Origin of the sequence: Actinoplanes regularis (assembly GCF_900188005.1) — a bacterium.
In the GTDB taxonomy this organism is placed as follows: domain Bacteria; phylum Actinomycetota; class Actinomycetes; order Mycobacteriales; family Micromonosporaceae; genus Actinoplanes; species Actinoplanes regularis.
The window spans coordinates 932,062-958,146 of record NZ_FZNR01000002.1; the positions used below are offsets into that span (position 1 = coordinate 932,062).

Annotated in this window: 22 protein-coding genes; 10 read left to right on the forward strand and 12 right to left on the reverse strand. The window is 65.2% G+C overall.

Features of this window, described 5'->3' with window-relative positions; genetic code table 11:
- Positions 1-145: 145 nt before the first annotated feature.
- Positions 146-703 carry a hypothetical protein gene (locus tag CHC09_RS09310; protein WP_089292545.1) on the forward strand — a complete coding sequence of 186 codons (558 nt, stop codon included), beginning with the start codon at positions 146-148 and terminating at the stop codon, positions 701-703.
- Between the two features lie 46 nt (positions 704-749).
- Here CHC09_RS09310 and CHC09_RS09315 read toward each other — a convergent pair whose 3' ends face one another.
- A complete protein-coding gene (locus tag CHC09_RS09315; protein WP_239138134.1) occupies positions 750-2,783 on the reverse strand; it encodes a prolyl oligopeptidase family serine peptidase in 2,034 nt (677 codons plus the stop codon).
- 154 nt (positions 2,784-2,937) lie between these two features.
- Here CHC09_RS09315 and CHC09_RS09320 point away from each other — a divergent pair, with 154 nt between their 5' ends.
- Entirely contained in the window at positions 2,938-4,155 is a 1,218-nt protein-coding gene (locus tag CHC09_RS09320; RefSeq protein WP_089292677.1) for a cytochrome P450, read from the forward strand.
- Between the two features lie 3 nt (positions 4,156-4,158).
- Here the strand turns inward: CHC09_RS09320 and CHC09_RS09325 are convergent, their stop codons facing one another.
- From CHC09_RS09325 to CHC09_RS09340, 4 genes are all read right to left on the reverse strand, one after another.
- Positions 4,159-5,418: a vanadium-dependent haloperoxidase gene (locus CHC09_RS09325; RefSeq protein WP_089292546.1), complete on the reverse strand. Its 1,260-nt coding sequence runs from the start codon at positions 5,416-5,418 to the stop codon at positions 4,159-4,161.
- A gap of 217 nt (positions 5,419-5,635) precedes the next feature.
- Positions 5,636-7,543 carry an EAL domain-containing protein gene (locus tag CHC09_RS09330; RefSeq protein ID WP_089292547.1) on the reverse strand — a complete coding sequence of 636 codons (1,908 nt, stop codon included), beginning with the start codon at positions 7,541-7,543 and terminating at the stop codon, positions 5,636-5,638.
- Positions 7,530-8,156 carry an RNA polymerase sigma factor gene (locus CHC09_RS09335; protein WP_089292548.1) on the reverse strand — a complete coding sequence of 209 codons (627 nt, stop codon included), beginning with the start codon at positions 8,154-8,156 and terminating at the stop codon, positions 7,530-7,532. Before CHC09_RS09335 ends, CHC09_RS09330 begins: the two co-directional genes overlap by 14 nt.
- A complete protein-coding gene (locus tag CHC09_RS09340; RefSeq protein WP_089292549.1) occupies positions 8,153-8,449 on the reverse strand; it encodes a hypothetical protein in 297 nt (98 codons plus the stop codon). The genes CHC09_RS09335 and CHC09_RS09340 overlap by 4 nt, the downstream gene beginning before the upstream one ends.
- Positions 8,450-9,068: 619 nt before the next feature.
- Here CHC09_RS09340 and CHC09_RS09345 point away from each other — a divergent pair.
- Positions 9,069-9,488, forward strand: a complete 420-nt coding sequence (locus CHC09_RS09345) for a hypothetical protein (protein WP_143232252.1) — start codon at positions 9,069-9,071, stop codon at positions 9,486-9,488.
- 209 nt (positions 9,489-9,697) lie between these two features.
- On the opposite strand, the gene CHC09_RS46175 is transcribed toward CHC09_RS09345, so the two are convergent.
- On the reverse strand, positions 9,698-9,862 hold the full coding sequence (locus CHC09_RS46175; protein ID WP_179276992.1) for a hypothetical protein: 165 nt from the start codon (positions 9,860-9,862) through the stop codon (positions 9,698-9,700).
- 203 nt (positions 9,863-10,065) lie between these two features.
- Between CHC09_RS46175 and CHC09_RS09350 the strand changes: the two genes are divergently transcribed.
- From CHC09_RS09350 to CHC09_RS09365, 3 genes are all read left to right on the forward strand, one after another.
- The gene (locus tag CHC09_RS09350) at positions 10,066-11,388 is read left to right on the forward strand and encodes a WD40 repeat domain-containing protein (protein ID WP_179276993.1); all 1,323 of its coding nucleotides are present in this window, start codon (positions 10,066-10,068) and stop codon (positions 11,386-11,388) included.
- A gap of 297 nt (positions 11,389-11,685) precedes the next feature.
- Positions 11,686-12,015 (forward strand): type II toxin-antitoxin system HicB family antitoxin, encoded by a 330-nt coding sequence (locus CHC09_RS09360; RefSeq protein ID WP_089292552.1) that lies wholly within the window; start codon positions 11,686-11,688, stop codon positions 12,013-12,015.
- 193 nt (positions 12,016-12,208) lie between these two features.
- Complete coding sequence (locus tag CHC09_RS09365; RefSeq protein ID WP_089292553.1) at positions 12,209-12,787, forward strand: hypothetical protein; 579 nt, start codon at positions 12,209-12,211, stop codon at positions 12,785-12,787.
- A 106-nt stretch (positions 12,788-12,893) separates the two neighbouring features.
- Here CHC09_RS09365 and CHC09_RS09370 read toward each other — a convergent pair whose 3' ends face one another.
- The 5 genes from CHC09_RS09370 to CHC09_RS09390 all read right to left on the reverse strand — a co-directional run bounded on the left by CHC09_RS09370 (position 12,894) and on the right by CHC09_RS09390 (position 16,080).
- Positions 12,894-13,985 carry a hypothetical protein gene (locus CHC09_RS09370; RefSeq protein ID WP_089292554.1) on the reverse strand — a complete coding sequence of 364 codons (1,092 nt, stop codon included), beginning with the start codon at positions 13,983-13,985 and terminating at the stop codon, positions 12,894-12,896.
- Positions 13,986-14,010: 25 nt separating this feature from the next.
- On the reverse strand, positions 14,011-14,418 hold the full coding sequence (locus CHC09_RS09375) for a hypothetical protein (protein ID WP_089292555.1): 408 nt from the start codon (positions 14,416-14,418) through the stop codon (positions 14,011-14,013).
- 24 nt (positions 14,419-14,442) lie between these two features.
- Positions 14,443-15,258, reverse strand: a complete 816-nt coding sequence (locus tag CHC09_RS09380) for a hypothetical protein (RefSeq protein WP_089292556.1) — start codon at positions 15,256-15,258, stop codon at positions 14,443-14,445.
- Complete coding sequence (locus CHC09_RS09385) at positions 15,255-15,785, reverse strand: hypothetical protein (protein ID WP_143232254.1); 531 nt, start codon at positions 15,783-15,785, stop codon at positions 15,255-15,257. The genes CHC09_RS09380 and CHC09_RS09385 overlap by 4 nt, the downstream gene beginning before the upstream one ends.
- Before the next feature lie 109 nt (positions 15,786-15,894).
- Positions 15,895-16,080 (reverse strand): hypothetical protein, encoded by a 186-nt coding sequence (locus CHC09_RS09390; protein ID WP_179276994.1) that lies wholly within the window; start codon positions 16,078-16,080, stop codon positions 15,895-15,897.
- Positions 16,081-16,203: 123 nt separating this feature from the next.
- Between CHC09_RS09390 and CHC09_RS47475 the strand changes: the two genes are divergently transcribed.
- The gene (locus CHC09_RS47475) at positions 16,204-16,380 is read left to right on the forward strand and encodes a tyrosine-type recombinase/integrase (RefSeq protein WP_239138139.1); all 177 of its coding nucleotides are present in this window, start codon (positions 16,204-16,206) and stop codon (positions 16,378-16,380) included.
- 373 nt (positions 16,381-16,753) lie between these two features.
- Here the strand turns inward: CHC09_RS47475 and CHC09_RS45005 are convergent, their stop codons facing one another.
- On the reverse strand, positions 16,754-19,534 hold the full coding sequence (locus CHC09_RS45005; RefSeq protein WP_179276995.1) for an AfsR/SARP family transcriptional regulator: 2,781 nt from the start codon (positions 19,532-19,534) through the stop codon (positions 16,754-16,756).
- An 883-nt stretch (positions 19,535-20,417) separates the two neighbouring features.
- Here CHC09_RS45005 and CHC09_RS09415 point away from each other — a divergent pair.
- From CHC09_RS09415 to CHC09_RS45010, 3 genes are all read left to right on the forward strand, one after another.
- Positions 20,418-20,666, forward strand: coding sequence for a toxin HicA (locus tag CHC09_RS09415; RefSeq protein ID WP_203833041.1), 249 nt, complete (start codon positions 20,418-20,420; stop codon positions 20,664-20,666).
- The gene (locus tag CHC09_RS09420) at positions 20,663-20,992 is read left to right on the forward strand and encodes a type II toxin-antitoxin system HicB family antitoxin (RefSeq protein WP_089292559.1); all 330 of its coding nucleotides are present in this window, start codon (positions 20,663-20,665) and stop codon (positions 20,990-20,992) included. The genes CHC09_RS09415 and CHC09_RS09420 overlap by 4 nt, the downstream gene beginning before the upstream one ends.
- Before the next feature lie 1,512 nt (positions 20,993-22,504).
- Positions 22,505-25,495 carry a TIR domain-containing protein gene (locus CHC09_RS45010; RefSeq protein WP_179276996.1) on the forward strand — a complete coding sequence of 997 codons (2,991 nt, stop codon included), beginning with the start codon at positions 22,505-22,507 and terminating at the stop codon, positions 25,493-25,495.
- Positions 25,496-26,085 lie beyond the last annotated feature (590 nt).

Sequence of the window (26,085 nt, forward strand, 5' to 3'; positions counted from 1 at the left end):
AGTAGCGCGCCCCGCCATGACTGCAAGATGAATCATTGGCTGTATGAAGTTACGTTCTCTTTGCAAACTCTTGCAGAATGCCGTCAGCGCCCTAGGCTGAGCCTGCCCGTCCAAAAAGGACATGCTCGGAGCTTTCAGGAGAGCTATGCGTTCGCTCAGCAAAGTGCTGCTAACCCTGTCCGTCGCGTTCGCCGGGGTGCTGGCCGTGATCAGTCCAGCCGCTGCGGCGTCCTCGACCCCCGAACAGCTCGGCGGCCTCGACGTCGGCGCCTACTGCCGTTCGATCGGCTACTCCGACGCCGCCCTGACCGGCTCCACCGCGTACGACTGGCACTGCGTCGCGGGGGACGGCAGCCAGCACGACCTGACCTTCGAGGCGGCCTGCCGGTGGGCCTACGGCACCGACGCCGCCGTCGACCGGATCGACAACTTCAACGACCCCAAGTCGGTCAAGTGCTGGCGCGTCACCTCCACCGTGGTCGCCCCGGCGATCAACGACTACTGCGTCTCCACCGGCCACAGCGCGTCCGCCCTGCTCGGCAGCACCGTCTACGACTGGCACTGCGTGAACTACAGCCGGGTCAACCCGGTCTACTTCGACGTCAGCCTGCCCGCCGTCTGCCGGTACACGACCGGCACCACCGCGACCATCGACCGCTTCGTCAACTTCCGTAACTCCAGCACCTGGCAGTGCCGGGTCTGATTCAGCCTGCTCAGGGGCCGGCACGCCCGCGCCGGCCCCTGAGCCGTCACCGCGCGCCGGAGCTCAGTCGCAGCCAGAGGAACTCCAGGGCCAGCGCGGAGACGGTGGCGGCCTGCTCGTTGTCCGCCGCCGCGCCGTGGCCACCCTCCACGTTCTCGTAGTAGGACACTTCGTGCCCCCGCGCGCGTAGTAGGGCCGCCATCTTGCGGGCATGGCCGGGATGCACCCGGTCGTCCCGGGTCGAGGTGATCAACAGAATCGGCGGGTACGACCGGCCGGCACGGACGTTCTGGTACGGCGAGAACCCGCGCAGGTACGCCCAGTCGGCCTCGTCGTCGGGGTCGCCGTACTCGGCCACCCACGACTTTCCGGCGAGCAGCTTGGTGTACCGGCGCATGTCGAGCAGCGGCACCTTCGCCACGACCGCCCCGAACAGCTCCGGGTGACGGGTCAGCATGACGCCCATCAGCAGCCCGCCGTTGCTGGCGCCGATGATGCCGAGCCGCTCCGGTGTGGTGATCCCCCGGGTCACGAGATCGGCGGCGACCGCCGCGAAATCGTCGTACGCCCGGATCCGGTTCTCCCGCAGCGCGGCCTGATGCCAGGCCGGACCGTACTCGCCGCCGCCTCGGATGTTCGCCACCACGTAGGAGCCGCCGCGGGCGAGCCAGTCACGCCCGATGACACCGTCGTACCCCGGGGTCAGCGCGACCTCGAAGCCGCCGTACCCGGTGAGCAGCGCCGGGCCTCCGGCGGTCGCCCCGACCACGAAGTACGGAACGCGCGTGCCGTCGGCCGAGACGGCGAAGAACTGGCGCACCGCCATCCCGCCCGTGTCGAAGAACGCCGGCTCCCGCTTGAGGACCGTGACCTCGCCGCCGACCGTCCCGAGGCTGAGGGTCGCCGGCCGCAGGAACCCCTCGGAGGAGATCAGGTACGAGTCGTCGTTGTCCGGGTCGGTCTCGACGATCCAGGTCTGATCGAACTCCACGGCACCGGGCATCGGCCGGCGCCGCCAGTGCGGCGTGTCCGGGGTGAGGACCTCCACCCTGGTCTTGACGTCGACCATCGTGACGAGCAGCAGGTGGTCGCGGGTCCACAGGTACGAGCTGAGCGACGTGTGGCCGTCCGGCCGGAACAGGACGGTGAGATCCCGCCGGCCCGCCAGGAACTGCTCGAAGTCCACCGCGAGCAGGGCCCCCGCCGGATACGTGGCACCGCCGGCCACCCACTCGGACCGGAGCCTGATCAGCAACCAGTCCCGGTGCACGTCGCAATCGGCGTCGGCCGGCACCTCGATCCTGACGAGCCTCCCGGTGGCCTGGCGCAGATACTGCTCGCTGCGATAGAAGTCCAGGTGGCGGGTGACGAAGTCGCGCTCGTAACCGGGTGTCGGATCATGGTGGGCACCGAGCGTGACGTCGTCGGCGTGCCCTTCGAAAACCAGCTCCGCCGCGGCGAGCGGAGTACCGCGACGCCAGCGCTTGACGATCCGCGGATATCCCGAAGAGGTCATGGAGCCGGGACCGAAATCGGTCGCGACGTAGAGGTGATCGACGTCGATCCAGCTGACCCGGCTCTTCGCCTCCGGCAGCGTGAACCCGTCGTCGACGAACCTCCTGCCCCGCAGGTCGAACTCGCGCACCACGACGGCGTCGGCGCCGCCCCGGGAGAGGCTGATCAGACAGCGCTCGTAGCCGGGCCGGAGCACGGTGACCTCGCTCCACGTCCAGTTCTCCCCCTCGGCCGCGTTCAGGGCGTCGACGTCGAGCAGCACGTCCCACTCGGGCCGGTCACGGCGGAACTGCTCCAGCGTGGTCCGCCGCCACAGCCCGCGGGGATGATCGGCGTCCCGCCAGAAGTCGTAGTAGAGCCCGTCACCCCGCCAGCCCGGGTAGGGGATGCGCTCCTTGCTGTCGAGCACCTCCAGGGCCGCCTCCCGCGACCGCGCGAAGCCCGGCCCCGCCAGCCCGTCCAAGGTCTCCGCGTTGCGCTCGACCACCCACCGCACGGCCTCGGGCGCGTCAAGCTCTTCCAGCCAGAGAAACTCGTCCTCGTCCAGTGCAGCCTCCCCCGTCACTCGCTGAACGATCGCACCCGACCCGGACCCTTGCCAAGAGCACGGCGAAGCGCCGGGCAGGACCGGAGCGTTCCCGGGAATTCACCTCGGGGACCCCGCCCGCCGCCGAACTTGGCATAGATATCGATCATTGAAGTTCGCCAGAATCGCCACCATGAGCGACGATGCCGCTTCAGTGCGGGAATACGACCTGTTCAGTCCCGAAGCGATGACGGACCCCAACGGCTTCCTGCACCGGGTCCGCGCCGAGAGCCCACTCGCCCGGGTGGCGGGGCTCGACGCCTACCTGCTGACCCGCTACGCGGACGTCAACGCCGCGCTCCGGGACAAACGGATGGACACCGCGAACATGGCCCGGGCGCTCCAGCGCCTGACCCCCGCGGAGCAGGAGGAACTGGCCCCGGTCCGGGAATCGATCGAGATGTGGATGGGCCACACCGTCCCGGCCGACCACGTCCGTTTCCAGCAGCTGCTCAAGCGCTACTTCACGCCGGCGATGGTCGACCGCCTGCGGCCACGGGTACGCGAGTTCACCGACGAGCTTCTCGACGCCGTCGCCCCGAAAGGCGGGATGGACGTGGTGAGCGACCTGGCGTACCCGCTCCCCGCGAACGTGATCGCCGAGCTGCTCGGCATGCCCATCAGCGACCGCGAACAACTGCAGGCGTGGTCACGCGACATCCTGCTGATCTTCGGAAACAGCGACGTCCAGCAGCTGCGCCAGGCCCAGCGCGGCATGCTCGAGATGCACGACTACCTGCGGGAGATCGCGGCCGAGCGCCGCCGCACTCCCCGGGAAGACGTGCTGAGCATGTTCATGGCCGCCGAGGCCGAGGGCGTCATCACCGAGGACGAGGCGGTCGCCAACTGCGTACTGCTGCTCTTCGCCGGCCACGAGACCACCGCGAACCTGATCCCGAAGGGCCTCGCGCTGCTCTTCGAGCACCCCGGCCAACTGGCCCGGCTGCGGGAGGACCCGGAGCTGATGCCACTCGCCGTCGAGGAGATGCTGCGCTACGACGGCCCGGCCAGCGTGATCGGGCGCGTCACCACCGAGCCCGTCGAACTGGCCGGGCACACCGTACCCGCCGGAGAACACATCTATCTCGCGCTCATGGCCGCGAACCGCGACCCGGACGTCTTTCCCGACCCGGACGTCTTCGACATCACCCGGCAGCGCAACCGGCACCTCGCCTTCGGCATGGGCACCTATTACTGCCTGGGTGCGGCGCTCGCCCGGATGGAGACCGACGAGTGCCTACGGCTCCTGCTCGAGCGCTGCCCCGACCTGCGTCCCGCCTACGTGACACCGGACCGGCAGCCGAACGTGCCGATCGGTCAACGGCTGAACTCCCTGCCGGTGACCTTCTGAAGATCAGTGACGGGGCCGGAACTCCCGGGCGAGCACGTACCGGGCGGTTCCGGCACCGATCCTGACACCCTGCACATCAGCCGTACGGAAGTGCACACCGCCCCAGATCCGCGCCTCCACGACCTCGGCCAGCGCCGACGAGAAGCTGGAGAAGGCCCGGGTGGTGCCGGAGTCGGCGCTGTACGCGCTCGTCGGAAGGTCGTCACGACCGAAGAACCGTTGCCAGGTCAGGGCGATCGCCGAGAAGGAACAGGTGTGACCCGACGTGTAGTCCGGGAACGGCGGCGTCACCAGCAGCGGCATCCAGGACGGGTCACCGGCGGTCGCCGGGTTGCCGTCGCCGTCCGCCTCCTGCACCGCGGTGACCGGGCGCCAGAAGTTCCAGTACTTCTTCTCGCTGTAGCAGGCGATCAGCGCGTCGACATTGGTGATGTCGACCATCGCGAACATTCGCGCGGTCTGCAGCGTGCTCAAGTGCCGCGACTCGGCGAGCTGGCGCTTCATGGCCCACTCGGTGAGCCTGCGGTCGTGCCACCAGATCGCGGCCTGCGTCTCGTCGGTCGTGCGGACCGTACTGGTGACCCCACCGATCGCCTTGACCTCGTTCAGATCCCGGGCGTACGCGGCGCTGGTCAGCGCCGGCGGCCCCGACGTGCGGAACATCGCCGCGTCCGGGAGGACGAACGGCCGCAGGTCGGCGAACCAGGCCCCATCCTGGGCATACGTGGGCGGGGTGGGCCGCCACTGACCCGGCGCCGTGCTGACGTTCCAGGTGGCCGAGCCGAAGGCGCCGTCACCGACCCGCGCCGCGATCATCGCGGCGGCGGCCTGCCGGCCCACCGCGACGCCACCCCGCTCGGCCCAGCCGTCGGGGATCGCGGCGAGGGCGGCGTCGTACTGAGCGCGCACGGTCGCGGCCTGCTCCGGAAAGAGCGACAGCAGAACCTCGGAGGCGGCCGCGGCCACGGCGGCGTCGGCGGAGTAGGCGCGGTGAGCCTTCGGTGCGGTCAGATACGGCTGGTACGGCACACCGGCAACCGCGTTCACGGCGTCGTAGACCGCCCCCTGCACCATCGCGAAACTGCGTGCCGCGGTGGCCGGCGACTGCCTCGCCACCTCGTAGATCTCGTTCTGCGCGTTCAGGTTCCAGACCACGACGGCGTTGGGGCCGGGTGGCGTGGCCTGGGCGGACGAGGGGGCCAGGGCGGTGGTCAGGGCCAGGGTCATGGTTGCGATCAGGGCGGGCAAGCGACGGTACGCCATCAGGGTCCCCCGGGGGTCGCAAGCTTGCGGAAACTGCCTCCCTCACCCTGCTGCCCCGTGACCGTCCACACAAGACCTAACCGGGCCGATCGATCCCCGCGACGCGCTCGCCTCGCATGGCGGGGATCTGTGTCAGTCCAGCCTGGCCGCTCCTCCTCGTCCCACCATTCCTTGAGATCGCCCCACTGATACTCGTTGACGAAACCGCCGCAGCGCGTCAACCCATGGCGGTACGCAGTTCAGGGAACCGAAGTTCCATCTCGATCGTGTTCTCCTGCTGTTTCAGGCTCGCCGTGATCGGTGCGGGCCTTCCCAACTTGTAGCCCTGGGCGAAGTCGACGCCGTACTCTCGCAGCAGCTTGACGGTCTCATCGTCCTGGACACATTCGGCTGCGACACGGATGCCGAGCGCGTGACAGAGTTCCACCAATTTCGACACGACGGCCCGATCCGGCGGAGACTGGCAGATGTCGACGATGAACAGGCCATCAATCTTGACGAGGTCCACCGGTAGGTATTTCAGGTAGGCCAAGGCGGCGTACCCGGTGCCGAAATCGTCGAGTGCGAGTTGGCAGCCGATCTCCCTGATTCCGGTGGCGAAGGCAAGCGCCTCGTTGCGGTTCTCGATCAGCGCGGTCTCAGTGATCTCGAAGGTGAGGCACTCCGGCTTCACTTCGTGCCGGCGTATCGCCTCGGTCACGTAGGTCAACATGCTGGGGTCGGCGAGAGACTTCCCGGAGATGTTGATCTGATAGTGCGAGGTTTGCACGCCTTGGCCGATCAGTTCCAGGGCATGATCGATGACCCACCTGTCCACGGCGACGATCTCACCGAAGCGTTCGGTCATGTCGAGGAACGCCCACGGGGCGATGAGGTCGCCGGTCGTGTCGCGGACCCGCAGGAGGATCTCGTGGCGGGTGACCTGGTTCAGGGCCAGATCGACGATGGGCTGCGCGTAGAGCGCGAACCCGTCGGTCGCCACCGCATGCCGAATCCGGGATCGGCAGCGGCTCACCCGGTCGCCACCGTCGGTCGGCTGGTCGAATACATGGACGACGGCGCCCTTGCGGCGGGCCTCACGAGCCGCGTGTTCGCCGTCGACCAGCAGATCGAATCCGGTGTCAGGCACACCCTTGGCAAAGCGTGCCACACCTGCCCACGCATACAGGCGCAGCGCCTTCTGCCCGACTGTGAACAGATGCCGCCGGATGGCACCGACCATCCGAAGGGCGAGGGCGTCGGCGGCTTCGGCGTGCTCGTCCTCGGAGGTGACCAGCACGCCCCAGATTCCGGGACCGACCGAGCCGCACGTCAGATCGGGCCCGACGACCAGACGCAGCAGGGCCGCCACATCGGACGTCAACTCCTCATGGTCCCGGTCAGTGGTGGCGACGGCCAGGTGGGTGACCGTCTCCGTCGCCACGACGACGACGGCACCCTCCAGAGTGCGCCGGGCGCGATCGACCTCATCGGTGAGGTAGCCACGGTTGGTCAGCCCGGTCATCGGGTCTCGGGCCGCCAGATCGACGCAAAGCATCTCGCTGCGGGTGGCAAGCCGGCGACGCTCTTGCCGCGCGAGTTCGAGGGTGGTGACGTCCTCTCCCGTGGCGACGATTCCCGACGGCTCACCAGCGGTGGTGAGCACCTCGATGTGGCAGTGAACGTAGCGGACACTGCCGCCCGGGTGGATCGCGCGGAAGGTGATCTCGCCGGGACGACGCCGGGACCATGCGGATTCGACGGCTTCACGAACCGTCGCCGCGTCCCCTGGATGAACGAGCTTGACGAGCGAATCCACGGTGAGGTGCAGCGTTCCCGGCGCATGGCCGAAAATCATCGCCATCTGGTCTGACCACTTCAACGCGCCGGCAGTCTTGCCGGAGCCCATCGTCCAGGTGATCGTGCCGCGCTTCACCAACTGTGCCGCGCGCTCGATCCGTGCGGCCTCGTCGATGGTCGCCGTGAGCGGATCGACGAGATCGGTGTCGACAAGGATCTCGTAACCGTCGGCGAGCGAACGATCATATTCACTCCGCACCATCCGCCCGACTCGCCGAGCCCGGGCGAGCTCCAGTGAGCTGGGCTCGCGTGCCTCGGCCAGAACCAGAATGTCATCGATGTCCACGAGTACTCCCCAGACGTCGGCGGCTCTTCGAGTCGGTATAGCCGGCCTCCTCAGCCAACTGGCGCAACTGCTGTCTGGCAGCAACTTTGTAGCTGCGGACGCTGCTGTCGGCCAAGCCGAGAATGCGGGCGATCTCCTGGTTGGAAAAGCCCTCACGCGACATCTGGAACACCTCGGCATGCCGTGCCGGTAGCTGCTGCAGCCAGCCACGCAGCGTCTCCTGTGCCTCCCACGCGTCAGCGAGGTCCGATTGCGTCCCGACCGGCGGCAGCACCTCGGGTGGCATTGCGGCTTCGCGCTGACGCCGGTCATGCTCGTTGAGAAGTTTGTTCCGGGCGGTGGTGATGATCCAGGCGATCGGATCGCGGTAGTCCCGGATCTTCGACCACTGGACCCGCCCATGCAGATAGGCCTCGTGAAGAGCATCCTCGAGGGCCTCACGATTCCAGCACCAGGCGCGAAGAATCCGCTCGGCCAGGTGGTAGCTCTGCTCGGTGAAGACGACGAACTCCTCGTCATACTTCTTCTTGAGTCGCCCGGCCTCTGCCCGCCGCGCCTCTTCTCCCTCGTCCGGCTGCGGTATCAGGGCCGCCGAGCCGTCCACCGCGCTCACGCCGCCTCCTCACTCCTGCTGCCGATCATCGGCTCGTGGCCCCCGAACTCCACCTCGCGATGCCCGTCACGATCGGATTCCACGATCCGGATAGCACCGCGGTGCCGCTCAGCGAGCCCCATCAGCCCGGTCGAGCGGGCGGCGGCCCGCACCGACGCCTCCCGTTCCGCATGCAACCGCGTGCGGTGCGCGATGTAGGTCCGCACCAAGCCAGCGACCACCCCCGCAGCCGCAAGGATCAAGGCCATCGCTCCGTAATCAAAGAACGGCCCCATCGCCATCTCGCCCACCATGCCCCCTCGCCACTGTCCCCTTGCGAATTACTGTCCGTGGGGAGGGCTCGATGTAGGTGCTCGATCGTCCACATTCTGCTCAAAGATCAATGATCACGACCTTCAACTGGCCGGATGTCACAAAGTTATGCACGGAACACGGGGAGCAAACCTTGAGCGACAGCCACCGAGCGGATATCGGAGATTACTCACGGCAACCGGTTACGCGGATGGATCGCCCTTAGCCTTTACAAGAGATCACATCGGGACAGCTGACTCTCCGTGATCCACTCGAGCGTCAGCACGACAAGGCCGCATTCTCAACCTCGACACGTCCGCCGGTGCGGCAACCAAAGGCGGAGGCTGGCCTCGCACGCCAGGTCACAGGTCCGCACCCGGGATCGCGCAAACATTTTGGTTCGCCGACTTCTTGATGAAGATCGACGATTCCGGTTGACCTTCGCTGAATTTACTTAGCTGAACCTTCTGGGACCTAGCCGGTGTATACCAGTGCGACCTGCTCTTGCGATTGGCGCCACATTGACGCTGACCAATACCGCGGGAGCGGTCTAGTTCCTGACACGGGTTGCACAGGGTGCGAGATCAGACACTCTGTCTCTTCCTGACCGGAGGTGGAGGCGTGGCAAGACGTTCGACTGAGGCGCAGCGGATGGATGGCTTGGCCCTCCTGTTGTGGGCCGCACCTGCGGTGATCGAGCCGCTAGCGTTGGCGTTCGCCGCCTGGGGACTCCCGGAGGTCGCTGACGCATCGCCGTTCGGGCGCGCGGGGACCGTTGTTGTGGCGGTGTCGGCTGCTGTGTTGTCGGCACTTGCTGCAATCTTGGCCTGGCGCGGCATATCGGGTGCTCTTCGAGGTGTGACGGCCGTTCTTCTCACTGTTGTTACGGTTCTCGTCGGGCTGATGACCGTCCACTTCTTCTTCAGCGGCGCGATGTTCGTTGCCTTCGGCATCTTGCTGCTCCACGCGACGATCTCGATCTGCGTACTCACTCAGGCAGTCCTTCAAGCAGCTCCATCAGTTGAGGGGGCTGATCGGTAATGCGGCCGGAGTCCATCCAGCGCTTGCGCCAGTACGCCGACGGCGCCATCGGTCTCGGTTGCCGGCTGTAGCTGTCTCGGTGTCCGATAGGTCCGAGAGGCACCCGAATCTGCAAGATCGTCGCCGCGGCCCTGGCCATCCTCCGCGGCGATCGCGACCGCACCACGTGACGATCCTCAGTAGTCAGACCCTTGCACGGAATGGCTCAATCAATTGTCCGCCGGCCATGACGCATCGTCGAACTCGGTGCAGCAACGCCGTTCGCGGGCGTGTGCATTTTTCGCCGTTCTCGCCGCGGCCATCGTCGCGGCAAACTGCAGGGCTGCCGTGAGAAGTGGAAGAAGCGCGGTCAGGGCCGGGAGAACGGTGGTCACGGCGACTCCTTCGTGGAGGGCGACTAGAGTGCTGTACTCCCATGACGCCAGGCCGATGCGGTGTCCCGCCAGGAGGTCGGCCAAAGCCGACCGACCCCGGCCACGGCGGGACGACATCGGACACGAAAGCTGCGCAGGTTGCTCTATGCTGTCGGACAATGCCGGACAGTGCCGGAGGCTGTGAGCCCGTCGCGGTGACGAGCATGGCGGACCTGGTGACGCTACTGCGCCGCCTGCACGTCCGAGCCGGAAAACCGTCGCTACGCGACCTGGAGTCATGGGCGGCGAAGCAGCGGTTCGCCGGCCGCCGTGACGTGGTCCTGAAACGAACCACGATCTCAGAGGTGCTGGCGGGGAAGCGACCGCCCGGCCGGGCCTTCGTCGGATGGTTTGCCGAGGCGTGCGGAGTGCCGCCGGGCGAGTCGGTGCAAGTCTGGCTGCGTGCCTGGGAGACCGCCACCGAGCAGCGGCATCGGCAACCCGCGCCGTCCAGCGAGGACTACTCCACAACAGCGGACCTGCACCGTCGCCTCCGCGAGCTGACCGAGGAGAACGTCAGAGCCCGCGCCGAGATAGACACTCTTCGCCGCCGTCTCGACGAAGCCGGCCGCACCGGCACGGCGAGTCGATCCCGCCGTGCCGGTCTGCGGCCAACCGGCGTGATCTTGTCCGGACACACCGGTTACATCACATCGCTTGCCTTCGACCACGGCGGTGAACTGCTCGCGAGCGGCAGCTACGACGACACGGTACGGCTGTGGGATCCACGCACGGGTGGGCCGGGCCAGTCGCTGATCGGCCACCGCGGGGCGGTGCACGCGGTCGCGTTCAGTCCCGACGGACGGCTCCTCGCGAGCGCCGCCGGCGACCAGACCATGCGCGTGTGGGATGTCGCGGCCCGACAGACACTGGGCGGGCCGATCGATACCGGCCCCAGCACCGTCCGAGCGTTGGCGTTCAGCCCAGACGGCCGCTTCATCGTCGGTGGCACGCACGACTGGGTTCTGCGGCTCTGGGACACCGCCGGACGGGCCGTCGACGAACCGATCGAGGCGCATCGTAGCCAAGTCTCCGGAGTCGCGGTCAGCCCCGACGGGCGCTACCTGGCGACTTGCGGAAAGGACACGGTACGTCTCTGGGACCCGGCCGGCTGGTCACCGGTCGGCGACCCGCTGCCGGTCTCCGCCGAGGGACTGATGCGGGTCGCCTACAGCCCGGACGGTCAGCTGCTGGCCGCGGCCGGCGGGCGGACGGTGAGAGTCTGGAGAACCGAGGAGCGCGTTGTCGTCGGCGAGTCGGCTGTGCCCCATTCCCAGCCGATTCGCGGCCTTGCGTTCGACCGGGACGGGTCGCTGTTGGTCACGAGCGGAGGTGAGCTGCGCCTTTGGACGCTGCCGGGCCTCACCCCGCTCGCCGACCCGGTCGTCGGCTACGGCGGCCCGCTGGCGTGCTGTCCGAAGGACGGCCTGATGGCGGCTGTTGACGACGAACACCGTATCCACCTGTGGACCCTGGACAGGCGATGAGGAACAAACGGCCTGCGAGGCCGACCCCCGCGAGCGTGAGTGCGGGAACGACACCGACCAGACTGGCGAAGATCTTGGCGGAGATGTGCCGGAACCCGAACAACATCCGGTTCGCGGACCTGTTGTTCGTCTGCCAGCAGTATTTCGGGGAACCACGACCGCAGGGCACATCGAACTACGTGTTCAAGATGCCGTGGCTCGGCGACCCCGGGTCAACATTCAGGACAAGGGCGGCAAGGCAAAGCCTTACCAGGTCAGGCAAGTGCTGACCGCGATCGAGAAGCTGGAGGAGCGATCGTGAGCGTGGCGGACCACTACACCTACCGAGTCCACTGGTCAGCGGAAGACGACGAGTACGTCGGCACCGTCGCCGAGTTGCCCTCCGTCTCTTGGCTCGCCGAAGACCGGATGGAAGCCTTCATCGGCATCCAGCGCGTCGCCGAAGAGATCGTCGCCGACATGGAAGCCTCCGGCGAAACTCCGCCCGTGGCCATCGCCGACCGGCACTACTCCGGCAAGTTTCAGGTCCGCGTACCCGAAGAGGTCCACCGCCGTCTGGCCATCCGCGCGGCCGAACAGGGCGTCTCCCTGAACGCGCTGGCCTCCTCACGCCTGGCCGGCGCCTGACGGTTCCGCGGGAGGCTCACCCTCCGTGACCACCGGTTCCGGTGGCAAGCCGCGAACCGCCGCGGCAGCAACTACGACCGCGCACACAGGAACCCTGAACACCGACGACGCGGTTTGATCAAGCGTCATACGAGGTCAGACCGCCTGACAAAGCTCCGGCCAGGTTCTCACCCGCCACCAATGGAGGCGTCCCGTGAACATCGCCAGCCCTTTGATCGCTCTCGTCGGTGTCGTCGTCGGCGCCGTCCTGTCATACGCGTTCGCGGTACTGGGCGAGAGCCGGCGTGAGCGGTGGGCGCTCAACCGCGAATGGCGAGAACGTCGCCTCCAGACCTACGGCGCCTATGTAGCCGACGTCAAGCGGATGCGGAGCATCGCGCAGCGCATAGGCGCAGATGTCGGCCTCGACGACCAGGCACCGCGCCTGCGCCGAGAGGATGGGCTGGACCAACTCGCGGAGGCGAACCTGGCCCGCGGCGGTTTATTCGAGGCGCTCGCCATGATGGCAGGCAGAGATCTTGTCGAGGCAGCCCGAGAGTTGAACCGCACGGTCTGGCGCTTGGAATGGTTCGCCCGGGGTCTGCTGGACGACGCCGACGTTGAGGGCTGGCACATCGCCGCGGGGAACTACTACGAAGCGATCAACCGCTTCAACCACCTTGCCCGCACGGAAATCGGTGTGACCGGCGAACTCTCGCCTCGGACAGCTGAAAAGTCGCCCCGGGAGCACTACGAGCAGGAGCGGCGAACCAGAACCAGCAAGGCCGCCTGACTGTCATCCCGTCTGCCGTCGACCCGCACACCGTGGAGCGGGCGTGGCCCTGGGCGCGAACGTGGAGCACCGGATGTCGGGGCGTAATGGCTACCGCTTACGTTGATCAGGCGACGTAGAGACCGTCCGGGGTCCGGAGCGTCTGCGCATTGGCGTGGGTGTACCGGGTGAACTGCTCCGGCGGACTAATGAGAAGCCTGTCCCAGTTCGAATTGGTGTGCACAGTCAAGGTGTACTTGCTGAGCCCTTCTGTGAGCTGTTGCTGAAGCGCATCGGCCGTCTTGCTGAGTTCGGTCATGGCGTTCTGCATGCCGGTGATGATCGGCGGCACGGTCATGCCCCCGATCCCGACCTTCTTTTCCTGGAAGGGCCCGGTGTTGCCCAGAATCGTGCCCAGGCTCTGCCATCCCTCGACGCCGACTGCGCCGGCCAGCGCTGAGGCAGCCGCGCCGGCCTCTACCGCGACACCGGCATAGACGACGGCCGCGATGGCGCCGCCGATGGTGATCAGAGCGGTGACCTTGGAGGCATTCCCACCGGGGCACCAGGAGTCGAGTCCGTCCAGCGCCTTGAGGGTCTGCTGGCCGATGGTCCAGATGTCGGTATTGATCCGCCGGTTGATCTCAAGTTGGGTCTCCAGACCCAGGGCCAGCGAGAGCGCCAGTTCCCGGTGCAGGGCCGCGGCGCTCTCGCTGGTCTTGAGGTAGCCCTTGAAAGCCGTCGCAGCGGTCCCCCGCCACTGACTCATATGGCTGCGGATGAGGTCTACCACCTCGCCCACCTGCGCGGTGTCGGCCAGTGGCCGGACCGCGTTCGGTGCGGTGACGGAGTTGTCCCGGGCGACCATCTGCAGGTCCACCTGGACGGTGGCCGCGGTTCCGTACAGCGCTTCGAGCGCCGGTCGGCAGGTGTCGGGGCTCGGCAGCGCGAAGGCGGCGAACATGGCCGGGATCTCGGCGTACGCCTGACTGACCCAGGAGCGCAGGTTGTCTTCGTCGTCCGGGCGCCCGTGGGTCGGTGGCGTGTATCCCTCGGCCTGCGTGAGCTGGCCGGTCTCTGCCCGGGTCGCGTCGTTGTTGGCAGCCTGCTGAGCAGCCGAGTACGACGCGGACTGATCCATGGTCACCTGGATCGCTTTGTCCCTGATGTGTTCGCCGAGCTGTTGCAGCTCGTCAGGAGCGTGGTAGGTGAATGTCATCGTGGTCTCCCCGCGCGCCCTCTGATCAGTAGCCGTCGGGCAGAACCACCGGAGGCGGCGACTGGTGCACGTACTTCGCCTCGGTGTCGACGACGCCGGGCTGCTGCCCGTTGCTCCACGCTTCGTAAAGGCTCTGCCCTGCGGCTTGGTCGTATTCGGCGTATGCCGCGACCGCGTTCGTGATCACGGCGGCGGCCTGCTGCATGTTGTTCGCGGTCCGGCCGAGGATCGTCTGCAGGTCACTGCGAAGCGCCGACCAGACGGCCTGGGTCGCTGCGATGCCCCCGCCCGGGGTCTCGAAGGCGGCCCGGTCGTATGCCGCGGTCCCGTTGATCGCCTGATTCATCGTGGCGTAGGTGTAGCCGATCGTCGGCAGGTCGATGCTCCCGACGATCTTCAGTTCGGACAGATCGGCCGCCAGCTCCCAGCCCATGCTGCTGCTCCTTGATCGTGTCGGTCAGCGGCCGTCGCAGGTCACGCCGGCTCGCGGCGGTTGCTCAGTGCGTGGAGTCTGCAACGCGAAGATCTGCGTGTGAGCGAAGTCCATGTCGTCCGTGGGCGCCACGTCAAACGTCGGCGTGCGAGTGATGGTCGCCAGTTGCTGCTGGGCATACAGGATCTCCCCCGCCTTGTCTCGCAGGAGAAGCACGTACCCCGCGACGCAGAGCGGCAGTGTCTCGGACTCGGCGTGCAGGCTGCCGGTGATCGTGAAGGTGCCCAGTTCGTCCGGCTTGCCGCGGACCAGATCAACCACCTGCAGGTCCCGGGCCCAGGCCGTGTAGGCATCCGGCGATTCCACGAGGTAGTGCACGACCTCGACCCGGATCTTGGCCGGGGTCTTCCCGTGCACCGGTACCTCCCCTGCCGCGGCCAGCGTGTGGCCGGGAAAGAGCACCCCACCAGACACGACGTCCGGCGAAGATCCGGCCAGGACAGCGCCCTTGGCATCTAGCGCCGTGACCTGGAACCCGAGTTCCCGGACAACCTGGTCACAGGCCGCGGTGTAAGTGAAGCCGTACGTGCCCGGCAGCCGTGGAGTCAAGCCTGTCGCGGTGATCTGCGGCACGCAGTCCGGGCGTATGGCAGCGCTGTCGGTGGCCGGCGCCGTCGTCGGTGTCGGGGTGGAGGAGGTTGCCTGGGGATCGTGAGCGCTGTCGCGTCGGGCGATGACGAAGACCGCACCGGCGAGGAGGAGACCGACCAGGGCGATCAGTAGCCAGTGGCCGGGGCGCAGGCCCGTACGAGCCGGCGGGTGGGACGGTGTTGTCGTCATGGGTGCTGCGCTCCGGCTTCCCGCATCGACCGGGGCAGGCCGATGTCGTAGACCTCGTCGGTCAGCAGAATGGTTTTCGCTCGGTGATCGGCCAGCAGGGCGGTGACCGCGCCGGTTGTCTCAGCAAGGAATTCGTGCTCAGGCAGTACTCGCAGCGTCTCAGGTCTGAGCCGGAAATCCCACGAAGCCAGGGCGCGGCTGGTGACCCTGACCCACCGCGCCGGCGACGTTCCCGCGACATCGAGTTGCTCAAGCGCCTGCTGGAAACGGCGGTCCTCGGCGTTCTGCTCCGGGTCGGCGTCAGAGTCCGCCCAGGCAGCGACGACCTCCAGATATTCTCGCCGGTAACGCGCCCACAGCACCGCCGCGAGCGCGCCGAGCCGCCGCTCCAGATCGGCCGGCGAGTATCGGCGATACGCGCCCGGAGCGAAGCCCGCCTGCAGATCGTCCGAACCCCGAAACGACGCCCACAACCCGCCGTCAGGTGACCTCGCCTCCGCGATCACCTGACCGAGCCGTTCGGCCAACTGCCCCACCACGCCTCCCGCCATCCGAGCGACGCCACCGCCGCCGACCGACCAGGCAGAACCAGATCCGCACACCGATCCGCCATTCACCTAGATAAACCCCGATCGATCAGAGATCGTTCATGATCCAGGTGAATCCGGCATAGGCCGCGTGACCAGCGGAGATCATCTCAAGAGCGGGCATCATCCTGCTGCACGAGACTTGCCGGGATGAAGGGACTTCGGCGCCCATGCCAGAAGACAGCGAGGTCGTCGCGTGCTCGGGTGGCCGCGACGAACAGTAGCGATCGGTCACGGGGCGCGTCCTTGTGTCGCTCGCCGACGTTCAGCAGGAGGGCGCGATAGGCGTCGGTCACTCTCGCGGAGTAGAGCCGTGAGCCCTTGAGCTGCTTGAGCCACAGGCCACGGGCTCAAGGGACTGACTCCGCACGAGCTCCGCCACACCGCCGCCAGCCTCGCCGTAGCGGAAGGCGCCAACGTCAAGGCCGTACAACGGATGCTTGGTCATGCCTCTGCGGCAATGACCCTGAACGTCTACGCGGACCTGTTTGGAGACGACTTGGACCAGGCCGCGACCCGCGAGAGTGCTGACTGATCATGTTTCTCCGGCCTTCGAAGCGCTCCAGCCGAAGAGAAACACCAGGTAGAGATGGCGGACCGGACGTTGCACCATGCGAACCACCCAGCCATCGTCACCGGCGACCCGCTGCCGGGACGTCTGACCAGCTCACGAGGCAGTCAAAGTCCAAAGTGAGCACTGATGCGGCCAACCGACCGCCGTTCGAACGCTCGAAAACAAGGGGGACAGCGAATCAGGCGATCTGCCGGAGGTCGCTGCCGTAGTCGAAGATGATCCGCATCCGGGCACCGGCGCCCACACGTACCTGCTTCCGCGTCAACCCCAAGCGCTTGCGCTCCTCAGCGTGTTTCGAGCAATACGTCATTCCACCCGATCGGTCGGCGGCGGCTCAGTCATCGAGCTGACGCAGCGACTCCTGGACGCTGGAGACGCTCGGGTGGTCGAGCGCTGTCAGCAGTTGCTCCGCCTCCGTCCACGCGATGCGCGCTGCGGCGGGCCGCCTGGCCGCATGGTGGGATTCGCCGAGGTGCACCAGCAACTCGGCGACGAACAGGTCGTGGTCCAGGCTTCGGGCCGACGTGAGGCCGTGCTGGTAGCAGTCGATGGCCTCGTTGAGGTGACCGAGGTGGTGGTGGGCGTACCCCAAGCTGTCCCAGGCGCCGGTGGCGCCGTGCAGGTCACCGTCCGCCTCGAAGATCTCCAGCGCCCGCCGGCAGTACGTCAGAGTCTGTTCGAACTCGCCGAGCAGCGCGTGGTACCACCCGATCGCGTTCAGAGCCTCGGCCTGCCCGGTCCGGTCGTCGGTGCCGGCGTAGAGCGCCCAGGCCTGCCGGGCGTGATCGAGCGCGGTCGCGGGCTGCTTCTGCTGGCCGAACAGGTAGGCGAGGTGGTGCTGGGTGCGGGCCTGGCCGATGCGGTCGCCCGCCTTCGTGAAGAGTTCCAGCGCGCGCCTCAGGTTGTCGTTCGCCTCGCCGTAGCGGCCGAGCCTGGTGCTGGCCTGAGACAGGTTACGGTGCCCGTAGGCGCGGGCCGGCAGTTCGCCGAGGCGGCTCGCGCACTCGATGGCGATCTGCCAGGCCTCGACCTGATCGTGCAGGTGGCCCTTCCGGGAGAAATAGGTTTCCATCGACCAGGCGAGCTGCCATGCGAGCCGGTCGAGTCCCACCGCCGCGGCCTGCCGCAGGACGGCCAGCAGGACGGCGTGGTGCTCGCCGTACCAGGCCATCGCGTCGCCGAGGTCCGTGAACCGCTCCGGACGCACGCCGGCTGCCGGCTCGCCCAGGGGCAGGGCGATGGCTTCGCGGGGCGGGTTGAGCAGGCGATCCGCCGCGTACGCGGTATGCAGGTAGTGATCGAGCAGGCGGACGACAGCGGACCGGCGTACGTCCTCCGAATCGTCGCGACGGGCGAGTTCGGCGGTGTACTCGCGCAGCAGGTCATGCTGGCTGTAGCGGCCGGGAGCGTACTCGGTCACCAGGCTCGCCCGAGTCAGCTCGCGCAGGGGCGTGCGAAGGTCCCGCTCCGGCATCCCGGAGAGGCTGGTCAACGCGGGAACGTCGAAGTGGGGTCCGACGACGAGCCCGAGCAACCGGAACAATCCGGCGGCGGATTCGCTCAGGGCAGCGTACGACCACGAGAGCACCGTCCGGACATCACCGGCCGGATCGCCGACGTCCAACGCGGTCAGCCGGTCACTTGCCTCACTGAGCTCGGCGGCGAGCGCGGTCAGCGGAAAGTTCGTCTGCCGGGTCCGGGCCACGGCGATGCTCAACGCCAGTGGCAACCGGGCGCAGGCCATGATGACCTGGTCGAGTGCGTCACGCTGGGCTACGACCCCCGGTCCGAGCCGGTTCGTCAGCAGTTCCTCGGCTTCCCCACGGGACAGCAGACCCACCGGTACGGAGGATGCCCCGCTGGCCAGCAGACCGGTGAGTTGCGCCCGGCTGGTCACTACGACGACAACGGTGGCGGTGCCCGGCAGCAACGGCCGGACCTGCTCGACGTCGCGGGCGTTGTCCAGCACCAGCAGGAGCCGCAGGCCAGCCACCACGCTGCGGTACAGGGCGGCCTGCGCGTCGAGGGTGGCCGGCACCCGCTCGGGGGCGACGCCCAGCCCGTCGAGCAGGCTGCGGAGTGCCTCTTGCGGGGAGACGACCTGTCCGGTGGGGTCGAAGCCGCGCAGGCTCACGAAGATCTGACCGTCCGGAAAGTGAGACCGCACCGTATGCGCCCAGTGCACGGCAAGGGCGGTCTTGCCCACCCCGGCGGTGCCGGACACCACCGCGACCGCCATCGCGGTCTCCGCCAGCACATTGTCGAGGGCGCGCAGGGCCGAGGCACGGCCGGCGAAACCGGGAACATCCGCCGGTAGCTGGGCCGGCACGACAACAGTGACCGGCGCTTTGGCCGCCACCTCGACGGTGTCCCTCGGTGCCACCGGTTCGCCGCGCAGAATGGCCTGGTGCAGGGCCTGCAGCGTCGCGCTCGGATCGGCACCCAACTCGTCGGCGAGCCGGCGACGGAACTTGGCGTAATACGCCAAGGCGTCGGCGGGCCGGTCAGCGGCGGCATAAGCCCGAATCACGACATCGGCCAGCGGCTCCGTCAGCGGGTGATCAACGGCGAGCTCGGCCAGCGGCCGGATCACCACGAGCGGGTTGCCGGCCCGCAACTCGGCGAGCCCCCAGGCCATCATGGCGGCGAGGAACCGCTCCCCGTACATGTGCCGGGTCCGTTCCACCCAGCTTCCCTTCAGCCCGCCGAGCGGCTCGGCCCGCCACAGTTCCCGGGCGGTGCGTAGCAGTGTCAGCGCGGTGGACGGGTCGGCGCCACGGGCGCGTCCGACCTGGTCGGCGAACCGGTGGGCGTCGACTCGTTCGGGCGCCATGTCGAGGAGGTAGCCGCTGGAGCGGCGCAGCAGGCGGGCCGGTGGCGTGCCCGCGGCGGAGGCCAACAGCCGCCGAAGGTGCGTGATGTGCACCTGCAGAATCCGGGCCGCCGCCGGTGGCGGCTCGTCCCACACTCGGGCGGCGAGAGCGTCAATGGTGACCGGGCGACCCGCATCGACCGCCAGGGCCGCCAGCGTGTGCCGTCGCTGCGGTGGACCGAGCTCGACCGACCGGCCGTCCGCCCATGTCTCCACCGGACCCAGCAGGCGGACCTCCACCACGGCCTCCCGTCCTCGAACGTCTTCAAGCCGCGACGGCATGCCGTCACTCGCCCGCCGACCAGCCTCACATCCGGCGGGCCTCGGCGACAACAGTTCATTAACAGTGCTGAGCCACGCTTGGCGTCACACGATCGAACCGGCCAGCGGAAAGGTCGGAACCGGGGACGGACCGGGCCACATAAAACGGGGGTGGCTCGGTCCTGTTCACGGTCCCGGAGCGGTCTCGAGTGCCCACGTTTCGCTGTGGAGACAGCTCCGCCGAAACGGCCGTGACGGCTGATCGCGACAGACCGTGAGCTGACCGCCGGGCGCTACGGGCGCCTCGGCTTGCCTCGTCCCGCAGGACGACCACGACTCTTGGGCATGTACCCACTTGCCACATCGAGCCCGGCACCAGGCTCGAGCGACCCGCGGTTCGCGCAATGCCACATTCGACCAGCGTGAACACGCAGGCCGGACATGAGGTGGGGCGGGCGGGACTCGAACCCGCGACCGAGGGATTATGAGATCGAAAAGCCAACTTGATCTACCGGCACAAACACCTGCTGAGCTGCGAAGACGCCTGCCATGATCTGACAGCGTTCCGCTGCTTTTGCGGACCTCGTGCGGACTGATTGCGGACTATTCGATCTTGGCTGCGCGCTGCTCGCGCACCGCCCGCCCCGCGGCCCTGCCCGCACTGACCGCTCGTCCCGGCGTTCGGCAACCCACGGCACCGCCGCACCCACCATATTCGGTGGCAAGCCGCGAAGCGGCGCGGCAGCAACTACGACCTGGCCCACCGGAACCCTGGCCTGCGAATCATCCGAGCCACACTTGAATCAAGAGCCTGCTCCGAGATCGTAGTATCACCGGCGATACTGAGCGGAGTATCGTCGGTGATGTGGCGGACAGACTGGCGAAGATCTTGGCGGAGATGCGCCGGAACCCGAACAACATCCGGTTCGCGGACCTGTTGTTCGTCTGCCAGCAGTACTTCGCGGAACCACGATCGCAGGGCACATCGAACTACGTGTTCAAGATGCCGTGGCCCGGCGACCCGGGTCAACATTCAGGACAAGGGCGGCAAGGCAAAGCCTTGCCAGGTCAAGCAAGTGCTGACGCGATCGAGAAGCTGGAGGAGCGAGCATGAGCGTGGCGGACCACTACACCTACCGAGTGCACTGGTCAGCGGAAGACGACGAGTACGTCGGCACCGTCGCCGAGTTGCCCTCCGTCTCCTGGCTCGCCGAAGACCGGATGGAGGCCTTCATCGGCATCCAGCGCGTCGCCGAAGAGATCGTCGCCGACATGGAGACCTCCGGCGAAACTCCGCCCGTGGCCATCGCCGACCGGCACTACTCCGGCAAGTTCCAGGTCCGCGTACCCGAAGAGGTCCACCGCCGTCTGGCCATCCGGGCGGCCGAGCAGGGCGTCTCCCTGAACGCGCTGGCCTCCTCACGTCTGGCCGGCGCCTGACCGTTCTGCGGGAGGCTCGCCAACGGCGACCACCGGTTCCGGTGGCAAGCCGCGAAGCAGCGGATCAGCAACTACGACCGGGCCCGCCGGAACCCTACGCCTCTGGATCCCCCACGCCTCTTCGATCGGGATGACTCGCGCATTGATCTTGGGATCGGGCGTTGCCCGACCAAGCACCGCCTGGCCTCCCTCTGGCAGGGCGACGATGTATTGCCAAGAGCCATGGTGGACCCGCGCCAACCCTGCTATTCCGTCGGTGTCCAACGCAGCAGCTACAGCAGCGCGACCATCAACGATCTGGTCTAGATGGGCGTAGAACTTCGCCATATCAGCGGCCAAGCCGTTGACCCAGGGCCGGACGTCGGCACCGACACGGAGCGCCGCGAGCAGCTCCTCGCGGAGAGAGTTTTCCTCGGCCTGCAGAACCCGATCATGGAGACGCTCCTGAGCAGAGGGCTGCGTCGGGGCCGCTTGACAGTGCCGCCGGCAGACTGAACAAGCTTGGGCACCCTCCGGGAAGAAGAGGGTTAGATAAGCCTCGACTTGATGTTCAGGAAGCCCACACAGGGTTCCGTCCCCAACGTAGGCATGATCCTTTTCGGGGGTCAGCCTTGTCGCGCGCCAGACCGAATCGAGCAGGTTTACGGGCCGTGGCGAATGACCAATCGCTTCTACCTGATGACGTCACCCCGGGAGACTACGGCGTCGGAACCTGGCATCCGATCCGGCCGAACACCCGGCTCGGCACCGCAGCGCGGCGAGATCTGCGCTCGCCAACCATCCCGTCCGCCCGAGCGGCTCTCACCGGAGGCATCACTCCGGATCACGCACCGCAACAGGTATTGGCCGGCGCGCCGGCCGATGCCGGACGCAGGCCGCCAGCAGGCCGAGCGCGGCCGGCCCGCGCCGCGCTTGCGCGGCGCCTTGATTCAGAAGAGGCCAATCCGGCAGTCGGTCACTTCCCAGCTGTACCACATTGGACGATACTGAATGCCACTAGAACAACGGGCACCGCTGAGGCGAAGCGACTGCCGTGTGGCGCTATGACAGCGGGAAGGCTCACCAGTGGCATCTGAGAAGCATCTTGATCTCATCGCAGGTGTGATTGCGCGTATGGCAAGCAACTCATTTCAAATTAAGACATGGGCCGTGACATTGTCGACGGCGTCACTAGGCTTTGCCGCAAGCAAAGAGTCGCCCGGGATTGCGGCAATTACACTCGTGCCCGTTTCGGCATTCTGGTACTTAGATTCTTATTACCTGCGTCAAGAGCGCCTGTATCGACGACTTTACGAAAAGGCAAGGAGAGATAGCTCAGATGACCCATATAGCTTAACCGTGTCTGAGCATAAGGCCTCTGCCCCTAGCCTACTCCGCACCGCCTTTACACCTGTAGTTTCCATGGTTCATGGGCTCCTTTTTGTTACCGTGACAGCAGTTTCCGTTGTCACGGCCTGGAAGAGCTGAGGGAAGCTGATGAATCGCTACCCTCCAGATGCGGATTATAAGAACATGTCCGTGGCAATTCTTCCACGGGCGGCGGAATTCCGGTATCTCGAAAGCTCTCATGACGCCAGATCCGTTGCGGTCAGTTCCACGCGTGGGCTCTATCTGGTTCATTTGGATAAGCCTGACACCTACACAACACTGAAAGTTCCGACAAGCAAGGGCGGCCTGATCGCGTTCGGACCCGAGGACGATCTGCTTGCGCACCTTGCCGGCCGCTACCTGACCGTCTTTCCTATAAGAGAACCCGACAAGCCGATATTTGTGAATCGCATCGAAGGTAAGTATCGGTATACAGCGCTGGCAGTTGCCGGTAATGCGAATCAGCCAAAGTTTGCACTAGGTGATACCAGCGGTGTAGTTACACTGATAGATAATGGGGCTTTCCCGCTAGAAGAGAGCTGGTCAATCAATGGACCAGTTGACACTATAGCTCTTACCCAAGATCAACGATTCTGCCTCTTTTCCGGCCGCGTTGCTGGGGAGGTAGCCATATGGGACATAACGGCAGGGGTCGGCAGGTCACTATCGGAGGTAGGATCCGCAACGGTCATCACGTTATCTGGCGATGGAAAGCAGGCTATCTCAGGAACATCGAGCGGAACCGTATACGTGCACGATGTAGAGTCCAGAGAGTTGCTCCGGACTTTTGAGGTTCATACTGCTCCAATTGTAGAGTTGAGGGTTCTGAATTCCAAAGGCGCAGTTCTTTCACGGGACGAGACCGGCACGGCTCGTATTTTTAGCCTGCAAGGACGGGAATCGCCTAAGTCTTTTGACGTAACTCCCAACCGAAACGGGCGCCTGCTTATCACTCCCGACGCGAGCAAGATGGTTCTTCTGGTTGGCGAGATTCTCGGCACTTACGCATTCCCAGAACTCAAAAGTGAAATACAAGCGACGGAATACGCCACCAAGCGCTTGGCATTGGTTGGCGACAGTGGAGTCGGCAAATCAACACTGGGTTGGCGTATCGCACATAGCGAGTTCAAGCCACAGGAGTCAACGCACGGGCAGCAGTTCTGGGTAATCGACAAGCTATCTACGGTAAGGCCGGATGGCGTTGAAGTCAGTGCAGTACTCTGGGATTTCGCTGGCCAACCAGAATATCGGCTGGTGCACTCCTTGTTCCTTGAGGATATCGATGTTGCATTAGTGCTATTCGATGCATCTAGACAAGAGGAAGTCTTGGCTGGCGTTGAATATTGGATCAAGCACCTTCGCTCAGACACCGGCGCGCTCCCCGATGCAATTCTCGTGGGGTCTAGGAGCGACCGCGGCCTCGCCGCTATTTCGAAGGAAGAAATAGAAACCTTCTGCCATGACAATGGCATGAAACTGGGATACGTAGAAACAAGCGCCGCTACTGGCGCCGGGATTGATAAACTATTACAAAAGATTGAAAATGCCATCGAACAACAGCCTGTCCAGGTGACTGTTTCGACGGAGGCTTTTCAAGAGGTAAAACAGAGGGTCATTCGACTAAAAAGTTCAGCCGATTCGGCAGCGAAGGCTCTCGTGCCAGTAGACCAGCTGGTCGAGATCGTGAATAAGGAACGCGGGAAATCCGTGCCCAAGGAATTACTCGTGGCTGCCGTAAGAGCGTTGCGCAATCACGGCTACCTTGGCGTTTTGGCCGACTCTTCTCTTACCCAGTATGTCCTTTTTTCACCAGATCTCATGATCTCACTTGCGTCGTCGGTAATCCTTGAAGCTCGCCGCAATCCTAAGGGCCTTGGCGCTCTTAGCGAAAGCGACATCCTTCAGGGAAGGATAGTTTTCCCGGAAATTGCAGGCATGACCAGAGAGCAGCAGAGGATCCTTCTTGACGCTGTTGTTCTGTTGTTCATAAGTCGCGATCTCTGCTTCAGGGAAAGCTTGGGATCCGAGACTTTTCTCGTTTTTCCTGCATTGATTAATCAGGGAATTTCACTGGCAAAAAGGCGCGATACAGACGACTTCGTCACCTATAGAATTTCCGGAAATGTCGAGAACGTCTACTCGGCCTTGGTGGTTCTGCTGGGCTACACTAACACTTTCAAGCGCGCAAAGCATTGGCGGGATAATGCCGAGTATGAACTCGACTCAGACCAAATTTGCGGATTCAGACAGATCGCACGCGCGTCCGGAGTAGTAGATATCGTTCTTTCTTACGCGCCGCCCACTTCAGTGTCCGCCCGTCTACTTTTCCAAGGATTAGTTGAGGAATTCCTTAAGAGACGGAACATTATGATAGAAAGATTCCCCTCAGTTTCATGTAATGCTTGCAAGTATATCCAGGAGCGATCAACCGTGGTACGTCGCATGACGGAGCGGCGAACGTTCATAAATTGTGAAGAGTGTGGTGAAAGAAGTCCTTTACCATCTATCACTATCGTCGAGCTACCTGGGCAGATCGACGGGGAAGTCCAGGTACAGCAGAGAGTCGCACGCGGCCGGTCCGCATACCAATCCGCCCTAGTCCATGTTAAATCTATAGCGAGAGACCGAGGCCTAACTAAGCCGACGTGCTTTATTAGCTATGCTTGGGGGCAGTGGGATGATGACAAATGGGTGCATCAACTTGCTCGAGATCTAGAAGTTGCGGATGTCGCAGTGATCCTCGACGTATGGAACAACTCGTCGGCAGGTGCGAGCGTCCCTCGATTCCTCGAACGTATAGATAAATCTGATTTTATTATCGTAGTAGGGTCGCCAGCTTACAGACAAAAGTATGAGAATGATGTTTCGGAGTTCGGCAGCATCGTCGCCGCAGAAGTTGATTTGATCAACAATCGAATGACCGGTAGAGAATCTAATAAGTCATCCGTGCTTCCACTATTGCGATCCGGAACTAGACAGCACTCCCTCCCCCCCCTCCTTCAAGGAAGGGTCACCTACGACATGACGACAGAGGAAAACTACTTCCCGAGACTGCTTGACATCGTGCTTACTCTTTTCAAGCTCGATTTCCAGGACGCCACAGTCGAAAACCTACGTGAGAGGTTTCGCATTTGAGAGACTCCAAATCGGACGGGACGACTATGGGGTCCGCGCAACGCCGCTCTCACGCATCGCCCTAATATCGCCGTACAAGTCGGGATGCTGCGACTGTAGCTCGAAGTGCTCCCAAGCATTGCGGGAAGCATATCGGCGACTAACTGGACTGCCTGCGTGACTTTAGGTATGCGGTGACGCATTGCGATCTCTACCCGAGAACCAGCCTTGATGCTCCGCACAGGTCTTGGGTATGGCGCTTCCCTCGGGTTCGGGCTACCGAGTTTGGTTACAAAGCAAGGAGAGGTTCACCAGCGATGACGTGAAGAATGCGGGGAAGAAGCGCCCGGCTGGCGGCTATCGTAGCGTTCTATCCAGTTCAGTGCAGTGTGCCGTCCGGTCGACAAAGACAGCGCCAGTTGGCACGCGATAATCGCCACAGAGGCACTATCCTACGGTTCTTTAGCAAGTATGACCGCTGCGTCCACGTCGCCCGCCAGGTGAGATCGATGGCACCCGACCCATCGTGCGCACACGCTGCGCGCTACTGGCTAGGCGTTGAGTGAGAGCGAATCGGGAGCGGTTTCGAATAGCTGTCCTGACGCCGGCTC